Annotated in this window: 5 protein-coding genes and 1 pseudogene; all 6 read left to right on the plus strand. The window is 67.5% G+C overall.

Going from position 1 to position 14,992, the window contains the following annotated elements; genetic code table 11:
• Window positions 1-468 precede the first annotated feature (468 nt).
• Complete coding sequence (locus ACIQMR_RS34270) at window positions 469-1,377, plus strand: radical SAM protein (protein ID WP_401395860.1); 909 nt, start codon at window positions 469-471, stop codon at window positions 1,375-1,377.
• On the plus strand, window positions 1,374-1,808 hold the full coding sequence (locus ACIQMR_RS34275; RefSeq protein WP_401395863.1) for a DUF6375 family protein: 435 nt from the start codon (window positions 1,374-1,376) through the stop codon (window positions 1,806-1,808). The genes ACIQMR_RS34270 and ACIQMR_RS34275 overlap by 4 nt, the downstream gene beginning before the upstream one ends.
• Window positions 1,795-5,850, plus strand: coding sequence for an NACHT domain-containing protein (locus ACIQMR_RS34280; protein WP_401395866.1), 4,056 nt, complete (start codon window positions 1,795-1,797; stop codon window positions 5,848-5,850). Before ACIQMR_RS34275 ends, ACIQMR_RS34280 begins: the two co-directional genes overlap by 14 nt.
• Window positions 5,851-6,533: 683 nt before the next feature.
• The gene (locus ACIQMR_RS34285; RefSeq protein ID WP_401395869.1) at window positions 6,534-9,710 is read left to right on the plus strand and encodes a hypothetical protein; all 3,177 of its coding nucleotides are present in this window, start codon (window positions 6,534-6,536) and stop codon (window positions 9,708-9,710) included.
• Between the two features lie 262 nt (window positions 9,711-9,972).
• Window positions 9,973-13,350: a type ISP restriction/modification enzyme gene (locus ACIQMR_RS34290; RefSeq protein ID WP_401395871.1), complete on the plus strand. Its 3,378-nt coding sequence runs from the start codon at window positions 9,973-9,975 to the stop codon at window positions 13,348-13,350.
• Window positions 13,351-13,665: 315 nt separating this feature from the next.
• Window positions 13,666-14,439: pseudogene (locus ACIQMR_RS34295) on the plus strand (IS30 family transposase); the annotation flags it as partial.
• Window positions 14,440-14,992: the final 553 nt, after the last annotated feature.

Consider the following 14,992-nt stretch of genomic DNA (forward strand, 5'->3'; position numbering starts at 1 on the left):
ACTCGGGGCGGGCTTCAGTAGGCGAGGGGGGCCGGAACCGGTCCGGCTTCCACGCTCCGTCATCGGAAAAGCGTCATCCGGAAGGGGAGCTGTCATATGCGCAGGTCAGGCAGCACTTTCGGTACGCCGAGCGTGCTCTGCGGGCACCGAAAGCGTCACGCCGCAGCCCCCGCCTCGACCGCGGGAACGGTCAACGAGCGCCAGCGTTGGAAAGCACTGCCGACGGTCCCTGAGGGACGATAAGTTACCCCGTTGGCTGCAAGTACATTCGCTCCGGGCCAACCACGGGCCACACAGCGCCCGTGGAGAAGCACCTCAGCACAGCCCCAGCCTCCGCACGAGGCGTGACTTCGCCGTGGAGCCCCTCACATTTCCGCGCTCACAGACAGCGCACCCGACATCCCGCTATGAACACCGCACCGACGACCTTGCACAGTCCCTCCCGGCATCATCGGTAGCAGTGGCATCATGCTGTCGATGACGTGCAAGATTCGCCTGTCCGCGGCTGGTGTTCACCTATTCGACCGCGTCTCCGGGATGAACGTGCTGCTCGACGAGGTGTCTGTTCCCGCTGAGCAGTTCTCCCGGGCTCCCCGGTACCTGTCTGTCGCGCTGACTAACGCCTGCGAACTCCACTGCGCCTACTGTTACGCACCCAAGCACGCCGCCACGCTGGACAGGAGGCGTGTGTTGGCGTGGGCGGTCGAACTCGATGCTGCCGGGTGCCTCGGAGTCGGCTTCGGAGGAGGGGAACCGACCGCATACAGAAGGTTCGCCCAGCTGTGCTCGGACATAGCCCAGTCCACGTCTATGGCAGTGACCTTCACGACCCATGGGCACCGGCTCACACCCGAACTCGTCGAATCCTTGCGCGGGGCCGTGCACTTCGTCCGCCTGTCAGTCGACGGGGTCGGAGCCACCTACGAGCGGCTCCGCGGCCGACCGTTCGCGGCCGTGGTTCAGGCAACCGGGTTGCTCGGCTCCCTCGCCCCGTTCGGCATCAACGCCGTCATCAATGCCGACACCGTCGGCGAACTAGATGACCTCGCCGAGTTCGCCGACACGGTCGGCGCGTCCGAACTCCTGCTGCTGCCGGAGCAGCCAACCGCGGCAACTGCTGGTATTAGCGACGGCGACGCTCAGCGCCTCGTCGAATGGGCCGCGACCGCCAGGAACGGGGTTCGACTCGCTATATCCCGTACCGGCCTCGATACTGCACTGCCCACGGCGGAGGCCATCCCGGGCGAGCGCCCCCTCGACGCCCACATGCACGTCGACGCGGCCGGCGTCCTGCGCCCTCACGCCTACGCGCCCACGGGATTGTCAGTCGGAAGTTCCATCATGGAAGCCGTGCAGGCGTTGAGGGAGGCACGATGAGGATCTGGAACGGCTACGGCTCGGAGCACTCGATGGACCTGGTCTTGATCGGCCGATTTCAGACGGTCACCGGTGCCAAGGCAGCAGAGGAGCGCATGGAGGCTCTGAAGGCTCTTGCCGAGGACGCGTGGTCCGATGACGACTGGCAGAGCCCTGGCGAGCGCATGCCTCGCGAACTCGGCGAAGCACTCGCCGGAATGAAGTTGTACGACATGGGGAGGTACGACGTCGATGTCTTCGCCCTTGACCACACCGTCACCCGCACCGGAGGGACGGTCCGGATCTGGACCGACGAGTCCGACGTCCAGGGATTCCTGAAGGCACTTCTCCACTACGGCGCGAAAGTCGAGATCTTCTCCCGTCACGAATGGGACGAGAACACGATCACTCGGTCGGATGCAAGCACACGGAGCGACAGTGGATCTGACTGATCTGGAACGTCTGCCCGGCGCCGCCGACCGGAACTTCGAAGCGCTCACACGGGCCATCGTCTCCCGCCGCTATGGCGCGCTGGGCACGATGCGGGAACGCCGCAACCAGCCCGGCGTCGAGTTCTACCTGCACGTCGACCACGCCGGTGCTCTCGGCGACCCCGGCCGCGTCTGGGGTTGGTCGTGCAAGTGGTTCATCCTCAACAGTAAGAATGAGCTCAGCGCAGGCCAGCGCAAGCAGATCGAGGACTCGCTCTCCAAGGCTATCGAGCACGTCGTAGGGCTGACCGACTTCGTGCTCTGCCTTCCAGAGCGGCCCGCCAAGGGGGACGAGGAATGGATCAACGGACTCGGTCAGCAGGGGGTCAGCGTCAAACTCTGGTCCACCGAGAACTACGACGACCAACTCGCGGGACACGAGGAGCTCCGCTCCACCTTCTTCGGTGAACTCGCCCTCACCGCAGAAGTACTGGCGCAAGCCCACAAGCGATCTGTTGCACCCATCGAGGCACGGTGGACGCCACGGCTGCACACCTCCCACCACGTGGAGCATCGCATCAACCGGGCCTTGCTGCGCCCGGCGTCGTTCGAGTGGCTGCAGCAGCGCACCGACGACATCGCAGCCCGGATCCAGGCACTGCGCGCAGCCATCGACGGCCTCGACAACACCTTCCGCCAAGACGCAGTAGACATTGCCGACGACCTGGACCGATTCGTCGACGACCTGCGGGAGGTCCTTGACGCCGGAAGGAGCCTCCGGCCCTGGGAGATCCGCGAGCGCCTCGCCGAACAGCGGCCGCCCGCAACCTCTCCCCGAACGCTGCGACGCCTGGTGCTCAAACTGAGGCAGCGTCGCCTGCCTGAGGCGCTGCTGGTTACCGGTCTCGGCGCGGAGATCCGCGACATCGTCCAGTGGCTGCACGACACACGGGCGGACACCGAAGCCCCCCTGCTCGCCGTCATCGCCGCCGCGGGACAGGGCAAAACGCACCTTGCCGCGCAGATGACCTCACCGAACGACCAGCCCACGGCAGGAGTCTTCATCCAGGGCGGGAACCTGCGCGCCGGCGGGACCCTCCACGACCTCGCGCGAAGGATCCCCGGACTTAAGGTCGACTACTTCGAGGACCTGCTGGAAGCTCTCAACTCAGCCGGTAACCGCGCCGGCTGCCGGATTCCGTTGATCATCGACGGCCTGAACGAGGCCGAACGGCCCTCGGAGTGGAGGACACTGCTCGCCGGATTGGCACCTGCCCTGGGCGCCTACCCTCACGTGGCGGTGATCGTCACCCTCCGCGAGGCGCTCGCCGACCAGGCCCTCCCGAAGGACACGGTGCACCTGGAACTGGAGTGGCAGCGCGCGGAAGTCGACGACATCCTCCGCGTCTACTTCCGTCACTACCTGATCAACCCGGCCGGCGCCTGGCTACCGATGGGAGAGTTCCACAACCCGCTCTTCGTCCGCATGTACTGCGAGGCCGCAAACCACGACCGCCGAGTGCCGGTGGGCGTGGAGGCGCTGCCTCAGTCTCTCATCGGCGTCTTCGAGTTGTACCGCGAGGGCGTCATCGAGCGGCTGGCCCAGGATCCGGCTCGCATCCCGGTGCCGGCCGACCAGATCCAGCGCCGCCTCACGGTTCTGGCGAGACGCGTGTGGACGCACAACGTCCGTCGGCTTCCGTTCGACGAAGCGCGAAGAGTCCTCGACGCTGACCAGCCGAACTGGGACGAAAGCCTCCTCCGGCGCCTCGTAGAGGAGGGAGTAATCCTCCGCGAGGAGATCAGGGGTTCCGACGACACTGAGTGCGGCTTCGTTTTTGACCGCCTCGCTGGATACTTGATCGCCGACGCGATTCTGGTGCGTATTCCCCCCGCGGACGTCAACGAGCAGCTCGCGGATGCGGCTCTCTGGCAGTCCCTCCTGGGCGACCAAGCGCACCCCCTTGGCGAGGACATCCTCATCGGTCTCATCTCACTGCTGCCGCGCCGCTTCACCCGGCACCACCTGTGGCGCGTCGCCCCGGATGAGCACCGTTCGTTGGTGCTCGCCCAGGAACTCACCACCGAGTCGGAATTCCTCGACGACGAGACCGTCGACGCGCTCGCAACCGCGCTCGTTACCGCGCATCCCAGCGAGAGGAAGGGCCGACCAGCGTTCGGCCGTCTGTGGGAGATCCGCAGGTCCGCCCCGCACCGCCTGAATGCCGTATTCCTCGACCGCGTCCTGCGCCAGCTGACCCTTCCGGAACGTGACCTGCGCTGGACCGAGTGGGCTCGAGGCCAGGCTCCAGGCCGGCTGACGGCAGACCTGGAACGAGCGATCGACAGGTGGTCTGGAAGCAGCAATCGCGCCAAGAGCGACGACTTGGACGCGCTGGCCATCGCCTGGCTACTGACTTCCACGGACACGAGCTTGCGGGACCTGGCGACGAAAGCTCTGCAGCGCTACGGCCGGCCAGAACCCAAGCGGCTGTTCGACCTCGCCGCCCGGATGCTCGATATCGATGACCCTTACGTCATCGACCGGGTGGTCGCCGCAGCGTTTGGCGCCGTCAGCGCCCACCAGATGCCCGATCCCGGCGGACCGCTCGAAGGCGCGCTGCGGGACTGGCTGGTGCAACTGCGCGACCGCTTCCTCGACGGCGGGACCACACCTACCGCCCATGAGCAATTGCGCGGCCACGTACGGGCCACCTATGAATTCGCCGGCGCTCTCCACCCTGCCGCCGTCCCGGACGGGGTTGACGCCTTCGCGCCTAGGTTCGCTGCCGTGGCGCCCGCCGAGGTGATGGAGGACGACGACCCCAACGCCGAAGAGTGCGCCCGCACCTTCGGTATGGACTTCGAGAACTACATCATCGGGGCCGCCATCAACGGCAGGCACAACTACGACTTCACCCACCCGGACTACCGCAGGGCCCGCGCCGAGGTCATGGCCCGGGTCTGGGAACTGGGCTGGTGCGAGAAGGACTTCGGCAGCGTTGACCAGTCCATTGCTGCGAACGCCGAGCGACCTTACAGCTCCAAGAGGAGGGTGGAGCGGTACGGCAAGAAGTACGGCTGGATCGCTTACCACGAAATGGTTGGCCGCCTCGTGGATATCGGCCGCGCACCGGCCCCCTCCGGGCAGGCGGAACGCTTGATGCCCGACATCGACCCGACCTTCCCCGACAGGCCCCCGGTGGCGCCCATGTCCCTTCCTCTGTGGGCACCAGTGGAGCCCACAGTGGACCAAATCTGGCTCACCGAGGGGACGGTGGCCGTGCCTGATCAGCTGTGGTCACCCGTGGAGATCCACGGAGAGGACGTTGGCTGGATTCTGGTCGAGGGATATCTGGACCACCGCCACGAAGGGCGGACGGTGTTCGGATTCTTCCGCACCTTCCTGCTGGACCCAGAGGACGCGGGACCCGCCCAACAGCTGGCCAGCGAGCGCCAGTATCCGGGGAACGACTTCTTCCCTCCGCTGCCGATGGTCCGCGATGTGCTGGCCGCTGAGATGCCGTGGAGCCCTCGGTTTGAGCTGACCTTCGACGACGATGCCCAAGGCGCTTATCCGCACCGCGCACTGCGCCGCGACTGGGAAGACGACGGCATTCGGCTCGATCAAGTCGCCGTGCAGTTCGCGCCTGACAACACTTCGGAGACCGGGCTCGGCGGGGGCTACGACGTGCCGTCGTACGAATTCGCTGCCAGATTCAGCCTGCGCCAACTACCCGGCACTGTGGACCTCGTGGGCTTGGACGGCCGGCGCGCCTCCGCAGCCTTCCACGCGGACAAGCCCTGGCGCGGCCACCTACTCTTCCTGCGCCGTGATCTGGTCGAGGACTTCGCCGGTGATCGCCAGATCATGCAAGTGGCGTGGGGCGAGCGCGAGGTGGCCGCCGACTGGCCCTCTGTTCCAGTCTGGGTGCGCGCGGTACACCGCAGCTACGCGCACGTGTGGCGCCACATCCGAATGCTGGGAACAAGTCGGCGCAGTATCAAAGGAGGCCGGGTGGCGACGGGACGTCCGCGGAAGGCCAGCCGTAGGCAGCGGTGAGCCTGCCCTAGGCAGCCTCACCCCCGTCTCTGGCGGCGCGCGAAGCACCTGGCGGGGTGAATCGGACGTCGTTCTTCAGCAAAGCCAGGCGCACGGTGCCAGGCTCGACCGGACGAAGCCGAGTTCGACGCGATCAAGTGGCCCACCTTGGGCCAGGTCCTCGCCACGCAGAGAACACCCTCGACCCACACATGCACCGATTAACCCTCAAGGTGATGAGCCTGCTGCTCCGACACAGGGACACGCGATGATGCTATCCGGCTACCAGGAGAAGACGTAGGCTCCAGGTGCCGCGCATCCCCCTCCAGCCGCGGCCGGTACCAGGCGCGCAGGCGACGATCGCGCCGTACCGGTGGGGGCGGAGGGCCGGGGCCGCCGCCCCGCCTCTCGGCGGTTCAGCCAGAAACCTGCGGGCCTTCTCGGCCTCGGAATCCCGCCGCGCCACGCACGTCAACTCACCGGAGCCCGCCAAGGGATTTCCGGGAGGCAGTGCACACCAAACCTGACGCATTGTCCGACGCAACAGATAGTCTCATCGTGCGCGCAGGCCCAAGGCGTCGCTGCACCGTCGGGACGTGTGTGACTACGCAGCCGCAAGGGGTGGTGCTCCGGGGCGCGGTGTCCGCGCCGGGTGTGCGCCTCCTTGGGTGCATGGGTGTTGGCTGTTTTCGGAGGAACTGCTGGTGGCGCAGATCGACTTCCGTCTCGTCCAGACCGCGGTCATGGGAGGCCGGGATTCGGACCAGCCGGTCATCCTGCCCGAGGAGCCGCACAATCTGGATGAGTTCCGCCGCCAGTTCGGCAAAGACGACTTCTGGTGCGGGACGCTGCTCGGTGGCTGCGGCGAGCGGCTGATGACCAAGCGCTACGAAACGAAGGTCTGTCACTTCTCCCATTTCCCGGACCGCGACGGAAGCCGGGCGGCTTGTCATCGCACGGCCAATGGCGTCGACAGCGCCGATCACCTGTTCATCAAGGCGCACGTGACGCAGTGGCTGGCGGGCCAGGGGCACGCGGCGCAGGCTGAGTTGTGCAGCCTCGGGCACGGCCCCGGGGATGCCGTGGACTTCGTGCTGCGTGCCACGAATCAACGCCTGCGCTTCGAGCTGAGGCCCAACGACTACCGCAGCTGGCGTGGAACGGCGGACAGCCTGGCCGCCAAGGAAGGGCATGTCGAGTGGGCCTTCGGGTTGGAGAGCGCCATCACCCGGGATATGACGGCCCGCTACGGCTATGCCCTGCGGGTGCGGTGCGAAACCGACGGCAACAGCCGCCGGGTTCTGATCGGCACCGTCACCGAGAACCGCCCCGTCGCCTGGTCTCCGCTCGAGCAGTGCCGGATGACCGGCGACGGACTCATCACCCCCGACCTCGAGGAACTGCGTAACCGTGGGCTGATCCGCGAGGGGGCCGCGCGCCACGACGCCGTGGCCGGCAGCCTGCCGCTGCGCGGCGCCGAGATCGTCTTCGCGATCGACGGCGAGGCCCGGCCGGACACCGACTCGCCCCTCGTGGAGGGCGGCCGGTACCTGATATCCGGCTTCATCAAACCGGCCGGGCACCGGATCCTCAAGGCCCAGCTCTCCTTGCCCCACGACACACCCCGCCCCACCGAGCAGTACGTGTACCGGCTGGCGGGCGCCGTGCGCCTGCTGGTCACCGAAGCCGACCGGCCGGGTGAGAACACCCGCTGGGCGCTGCGCGCGGACAGCCTCATCCAGCTCAAGGGCCTGGACGCGGAACGTACCGGCCTGTGGCGTCCCCCCGTCGCCCTGGACGAGCCCCTGCCCGCCACGCGGCCCGCCCCGGCCCCCACCGTTCCGGTGCAGTCCCAGGGCAGCCGCACCGCCACACTGTTGCGGCGGGCTCTCGAAGACGTTGCGCGGGAGGGGGCCACCACCACGTGGAAACAGCTGGCCGAGCGGGTCGGCCTGGATCTCGCGCACCTGCCCGATCCCAAGCGCCGGGACCTCCTCGTCGAGGTCGACAAGCCGCGAGATCGGAACCGGTCGCTGTTGTGCGTCCTGGTCCGCGCGCCCTCCGGCCGTCCCTTGTCCTATCTCGCCACCGTGCTGCGCCTGCTCCAAGTCCCCTCCCCGGCCTCGGAGTCCGCGCTGTACCGGTGGAGCGACGAGCGGATCCGCGCTGCGCATACGGCGTACGGCCACCGTACTCCTCCCCTACCGGCATCGGCTGCCATTGCGGAGGCGCCCCGCCCCGCGGAAGCGCGGGCCTCCCAGGAACAACTGACGCTCCTCAATGCCCAGTTGGACGTGGGCCGTGCCACGTTGCCCCACGCCACCGGCCGTCGCGCCGCCCGCCTGGCCACCACGGTCAAGGACGGCGAACAGCACCAACGGCTCTACGAGACTGTCCGGCAACGCAGGCAGGAGCTGCGCGCGTGGCAACGCGAGGGCGAGCGGCTCCTGGACGACCTCGACCGCCTCATCGGCCACCCTCTGCCGGCGTCTGCTCCCCCGAAGAAGAGCACGCCCGCTGTCCCGCCCGCCGCCGCGAAGAACCCCGTCTCGCCGGGGAAGGACCAGCGCACGTTCCAGGCGCAGGCGACAGCAGACATCGCCCGTCTGAGGCAGCTGTTCAAGCAGGCCCGTGATGCCGACGACCTGAACGAGGCCAGACGGATCCGCAAGGAGGTCTCACGGATCGCCACGGATCGCCTGTCCGGTGAGCCACGGCAGAACCTCCTACTACTCCGCACCGACCTGCAGACCTGGATCAACAGCCGTGAAGCAGCAGCCGCCCACGCGGCGCTGCGCACCTTGTTCGCCGACCTCGCGACGGCCGGCCCCGCCCCCACGCCTCTCGCCCTGCGCAGTGCCCTGGCCCACTCGAAGATTCTCAAACGACGCTGCCCCGGCCCCCTGCCGCAGGACCTCGACACGGCGCTCGCCCGCCTGGAAGCCCAGGTCAACGGCGAATCGGTGACTCCAGACGACGGAGCCCCCCTGTCGGCGACCCACCCGTCACCCAGCGGCGCGCCACCTTCCGAGTCTGCCGCTTTCGCAGAAGCCCGAGCGGAGTTCGCCTGGCTCGTGAAGGAGATCCGTGCCGCGCAGGAGGCCGGCGACCTGGCTGCGGTCCAGACCGCGCGCCACTTGGCCGGACCCATCTACGGCCGACGTCTGTCGCCCGAAGACCGGGCCACCTACACGCCGTTGATGCGCGAGGTGAAGGCATGGTGCCAGGAACAAGATCCGAACACGGACCCGATCCTGCGCCGCATCCGTCAAGTCCTCGCCGAACTCGGCCGTGCCGGCAACGGCCTGGCCACCGAGCAACTCGCCGCGTTCCTCGACGAGATCAGCTCGCTGCGCCGTCAGTTGGACCGGCGCCTACCGGTGCTCGAAGAGATACAGGTCAAGCGGTGGAAGCGCCAGCTCAAGGCCCGCACCTCGAGCGCGCCGCGTCCTGCCGCACCGCGCGCGGCAGACCCGGTCACAGCCGTCCCCGGTCCCAAGGCCACCGCACCGTCTCCCCCGAACCGTCTGCCGATCGAGACCATCGACAAGCTGGCCGCCATCGCCCGGGACGTCCTCAAGGACGCGGCGCGCAGCGGCGGCTCACTTCTGACGTGGGGTGACCTGCGCCTGCGGATGGCGGGCGGGCTGCCGCAGCTGCACCCGGACGACCAAGGTGAACTCCTGGTCTCCGTCGACCGGGAGACGCCGGTCGGTGAACCGCTGCTGTCCACACTCGTCGCGAGCTCGGACGCCTCGCTGCACTGGCTCTACCGCCACGTCCGCTTCAGCCTCGGCCGCGAACGCATACCCGAACCAGACCTTCCCGCCCACTGGGCCACCGAAGTCCTGCACCTGCGCCAAACCTGGCGCCACCGCTGACCTGCCGCACTCACTGAACGGCGTCCGGGCCCAGCCGGCCCGCCGTTCAGCTCGGTAGCGGACATCCGCCGGCCCCGGCTGCGCTCCGCACGCTGACGCACGCCCGGGATGCACCCCCGGCTCACGCTCCAACCCATTTCCGACGCGGGTCCTTGGTGACATGTCACCAATCAACCTACTTCCACTGGCGTTTGCTGCTTGGAATGTCATGGGCATTCTGTATGGGTCCGATCGTCGGCGTGGGTGCAACCTTGGGGGGCCGATGGCAAGAGGGGACGTCTGGGCGGGAAAGGGCACGACCGGATCGGTCGCGAACCTCGTCGCTCAGTTCGGCGAGGAGGTCAGGGCCAAGCTGCAAGGTCCCGCAGGGGCGGTCAGCAGTAAGGAGGACAGCCTGACCGCGCCGGTGGAACATCTGCTGCGCGGCATGGCGTCGCGGCAACGCCTCAAGCTCATCGTCCACGGTCAGAGTCGCGTCGAGGAGCTCGGGATCCGGCCCGACTTCGCCATCGCCTGCGGCGGCAGGACCATAGGGCACGTCGAGCTGAAGCAGCCGGGTTCGGGGGCCGATCCGGAGAAGTGGTCGGTGAAGAGCCACGACCGGAAGCAGTGGGAGAAGATCAAGGCACTCCACAATGTGCTGTACACCGACGGATACCAGTGGGCGGTCTACCGTTTCGGCGTACAGGTCGGCCCGACCGGAATCCTGGTCGGAGACCTTGAATCCGGCAGCCGACAACTCGTCGCCGCGGACACCGGGTTCGAGCGCGCCCTCACGCAATTCTTCCTGCCGGCGCCCATCGTCCACGACAGCATCAACGAACTGGTCAAGCGCATCGCGGGAATCTGCGCCCTGCTGCGTGACGAGGTCACCGAACGCCTCATCCGCGAGGAGCACGGGGAGGCTGACGCTGCGTTCTCGATCCTGGCCGACAACTGGAAGGACCTGCTCTTCCCCGACGCTCGCCCGGAGGAGTTCGCGGACCAATACAGTCAGACGCTGACGTTTGCCATGCTGCTGGCTCGCCTTGAGCACATTGATCTGGGCAGGCTCACACTCCCCGAGGTCGCAATCCGACTGGGCAAGCGGCATTCCTTGATGGGCAAGGCGCTCGCGGTGCTGACGGACGACGCCCTCGACGATCTGCGGGGCATCATCGACCCGCTGATCGACGTCTTATCGGCCGTCGACCCCGAGATGTTCAAGGACGAGACCGGAGACGCCTACCTCCACCTGTACGAGGGCTTTCTGAGCGCCTACGACCCGGAACTGCGACGGCGGACGGGTACTTACTACACGGCCGGCGAGGTCGTCCGCTTCATGGTCGGCTCCACCGACGAGGTGCTGCGAGACCGGCTCGGCCAGGAGGACGGGTACGGAAGCGAGGACGTCACCGTCGTCGATCCGGCCATGGGCACCGGGACCTTCCTCATCAACATCATCGACCACGTCGCCAAGTCCCTGTCACTGAAGTACGGCAGGACGCTGAAGTCCGGGCTTCTCCGGGAACTCTCGGGCCGACTGGTCGGGCTGGAGAAACAGACCGGGCCGTACGCCGTTGCCGAACTCCGTGTGCACCACGCCTTCCGGTCCCACGACGCCGACATCACGCGCCGCCCGCCGAGGCTTCTGGTGGCCGACACACTCGACGATCCCACCGTCGAGCACCACCTGGGCTTCATGTACGAGGCGATCGCCCGCCACCGCCGAATGGCGAACAAGATCAAGGCGGACGAGAAGGTCATGGTGGTCATCGGCAATCCGCCCTACCTGCGGGGTGCCAGGCAGTCGGGCGTCGGACGCTGGGTCACCGAGGGCAACCCGAACGGCCAGGGCCCGATCCTCGCCCGCTTCCACCCAGAGGACAACGGACGCGTCGGATACGCCCTCGACAACCTCTACGTCTACTTCTGGGCGTGGTCCACCTGGAAGGTCTTTGACCAGTTGACTGCCTCGGGAGCGCCGAAGGCACCCAGTGGGATCGTTGCCCTCATCACCAACTCCGGATACCTGGACAGCGAGGGCTCGGCCGGCATGCGCCACTACCTGCGCGAGGTCGCCGACGAGGGCTGGGTCATCGGTCTCTCCCCCGAGGGCGCCTACTCCGACACGCGCACCCGTGTCTTCCAGGATGTCAAGCGGGAGATCTGCATCGCCATCTTCGTCCGCCATGGCGCCCCGGACGCGGGTACACCGGCGCGGGTCTGGCGACTCGACGTCCCCGCGGGCACACGCGAGGAGAAGTTCGACTGGCTGGAAGGGCTTGGCCTCGACGGCCATCGCGGAGGGACCTCCTGGCAGCTCTGCCCCACACAGTGGACCGCGCCCTTTCACGTCACGTCCGACTCCGAGTGGTCGGCAATGCCACCGGTGGACGCCCTGCTGCCCTGGACGAGCTCCGGCAACAAGAACAACCGCAACTGGCCCGTCTCACCCAGCCGGGACGTTCTGGAGAGGCGCTGGCACAGGCTCGTCCAGGCTCCGGCAGACGCCAAAGCGGAGCTGATGAAGAGCACCGGAGACCGCCGTCCGGACAAGCTGGAACCACCACTGCCCGGCCAGCAGGAGACGGGCAGTCTTGCCGCAGAGAAAGAGAGGGTTCCGGTCATCGTCAAGTACGGACGGATGACGTTCGACCGGCAGTACATCATCGCGGACCGAAGAGTGATCGACCGACCGCGGCCGGCCTTGTGGTTCGCCCACAACGACCAGCGTCAGATCTACCTGTCCGAACTCCACACGGAATCAGGCCGTCCGGGGCCAGCGGTGAGTTTCACCGCCCTTCTGCCCGACATTCATCACTTCAAAGGCACCGAAGGCGGCCGCGTCGCCCCTCTCTACCGCCACCCCCACCAGGCTGAACCAAACGTCACCCCTGGCCTGCTGCGGCTGCTCACCAAGACACACGGCGTGACGGTCACCGCCGAGGACCTCTTCGCGTACATCGCGGGAACAGCCGGCCACAGCGGCTACACCCGCCGCTTCGCCGCGAACCTCGCCGAGCGCGGTGCCCGTATCCCTATAACACGCGACCCGGCTCTATGGGCGGAGCTCGTGGAAGTGGGCAGGCACACGGTATGGATCCACACGTACGGCCAGCGCTTCGCCTCCCACCACGACAGTTCACCTGGCTCGTCCCCGAGGCTTCCCCAGGAGGAACAACCGGAATGCGTCGTCGTGATCGGAGAGGACGACGGGTTACCCGAGGACATCTCCTACGACGCGTCCACGCGAACCCTCACGGTGGGCACGGGCTGCATACGTCCGGTGGCGCCAGAAGTCTGGGACTATCGGATCGGCGGGGTGCAGGTGATCCGCAAGTGGTTCAGCTTCCGCAAGCGCAAGCCAGACGTGGAACGACAGACCCCGTTGAACGACATCCTGCCCCCGACCTGGCCTGCCCGGTGGACCGTTGACCTGCTCGACCTCATCAACGCGCTCGGGCTCCTCGTAGCCCTCGAACCCCGACAGGCCCGGCTGCTGGACGCCGTGAGCAGCGGCCCGCTCATCACCACCGACGACCTACGGGGCGAGGGCATCCTGCCCGTACCTGCCTACGCAACCAAGGAACCGAAACCGCCGCAGAAGTCTCGACGCACCCCCGGCCCTGGTCAGGAGAGCCTCGACTTCTCGGACTGACACCCGCCCGGCCTGAGTGCCTGACGCCCGCAACATCAACGGAATATGCGCACGACGACGCCCCACCGCAGCGGCTGGTTCTACTGATCCCCGCAACACCCTGGAGTTCAGGGAGTTGCGGGGATCGTGGATTTCGGGGTGCTGAAGGCGTGGTTCTTCGAGGCGCTGGACCGGGAGAACGGCAGCATCACCGATGCCGCTCGCGCAGTCGGTGTGAACCGCAATACGGCGTTCGCGTGGGCCCGCAAGGCTGGTGTCCGTGGTCGTGGCAAGCCCGGCACGTCTGGACATCCCGGCAGGGCGGAGTACGAGCGGCTGCGAGCGGCTGGAGTCCGGCGCCGCGATGCCGCCGCGCAGGTCGGCGTCCACGAGCGCACCGCCGAGGACTGGGATCAGGGCATCCGGCAGATCGGCCATTCGCGACTGCGTCCTGACGGCCGCTTGATCGTCTATAGGACCGGTGTGACCATCATCAATCCGCCCCTCGCGGCGGTCGACGCGCAGCTGCACCCCCGGTTCCTGAACGTGACCGAGCGGGAGACGATCGCTGACATGCACCGGGCCGGCCACTCGCTGCGGGCGATCGGACGGGCTCTGGGGCGGCCGGCGTCCACGATCAAGCGGGAAATCGACGCCCGGGCGGTCAACGGCGTCTACCGGCCGCACCGGGCCCAGCGAGCCTGGGCCGAGAGCCGGTCACGGCCCAAAGCCTCCAAGCTCGCCGCAGACGGTCCGCTGCGTCGATACGTTGAGGACAAGCTGCGCGAACGCTGGTCCCCGGAGCAGATCAGCCACGCTGTGGTCATGGAGTTCCCCGACGACGAGAGCATGCGGGTGAGTCCGGAAACGATCTACCAGGCCATCTACGTCCAGGCCCGAGGCGGACTGCGCCGCCAAGTCGCGGACGCGTTGCGCACCGGTCGCACCCGCCGCAAGCCCCACCGCAGCCCGGAGCAGCGCACCCGCCGCTTCGTCGACGAGATGGTGATGATCTCCGAGCGGCCACCGGAGGTCGAGGACCGGGCGGTTCCTGGCCACTGGGAAGGCGACCGTGCGACACGAAGCCGCACGAATACGAGTGGACTGACCGGAAGGAGAAGCGGCTGATGATGAGGCCGTAGGTGCGGTCACGGGTCCGTGTCCGTATGACCCGTCCCCGCCTCTGACGTGCGATGCCGGTAACGGCGTGGTGCGAAGCTCAGGGGGAAGCCCAAGGGCTCCCGTTCCATCCGGGAGCCACCGGCAAGGGGAAGACCGGACGGGTGAACGCAAGTGAACTCCCGATGATGCCTCGTGATCCCAAGCCCCGCCGATGGAAGGTTCCAGTGGGGTGTAAGGCTGGCCGCTGAGAAGCGGCAGGCGCTGGCCGGCAGAGGTCACTCCGGCCAGGTGGACACCGCCGCCTCGGGGTCAAGGGAGCACCCACCCCGGTCGTATCTCATTCGTGTGGAACGTGGAAACCCCGTTGGGGTCCGGGCCTTCGTGGCCTGGTCGGCTGACCGTGAGGAAGGCTCAACTCCCCAGCGGGAACAGGATGGCCCAAGAAGCCAATGCCGGAAGCCGAAAGGAAACGGGAACCCGGGGCAGCATGACCGGCCTCTCCGCCGATCGCCCCGCATAACCGTCCGGATACGGGTGCACT

The sequence above is a fragment of the Streptomyces sp. NPDC091376 genome (assembly GCF_044757085.1).
Classification (GTDB): Bacteria; Actinomycetota; Actinomycetes; order Streptomycetales; family Streptomycetaceae; genus Streptomyces; species Streptomyces pratisoli.

What these genes read in the sequence shown, in the direction of transcription:
- ACIQMR_RS34290 (WP_401395871.1), top strand. Translation starts at nt 9,973, where the DNA reads ATGGCAAGAGGGGACGTCTGGGCGGGAAAGGGCACGACCGGATCGGTC.
- ACIQMR_RS34275 (WP_401395863.1), top strand. Translation starts at nt 1,374, where the DNA reads ATGAGGATCTGGAACGGCTACGGCTCGGAGCACTCGATGGACCTGGTC.
- ACIQMR_RS34270 (WP_401395860.1), top strand. Translation starts at nt 469, where the DNA reads ATGCTGTCGATGACGTGCAAGATTCGCCTGTCCGCGGCTGGTGTTCAC.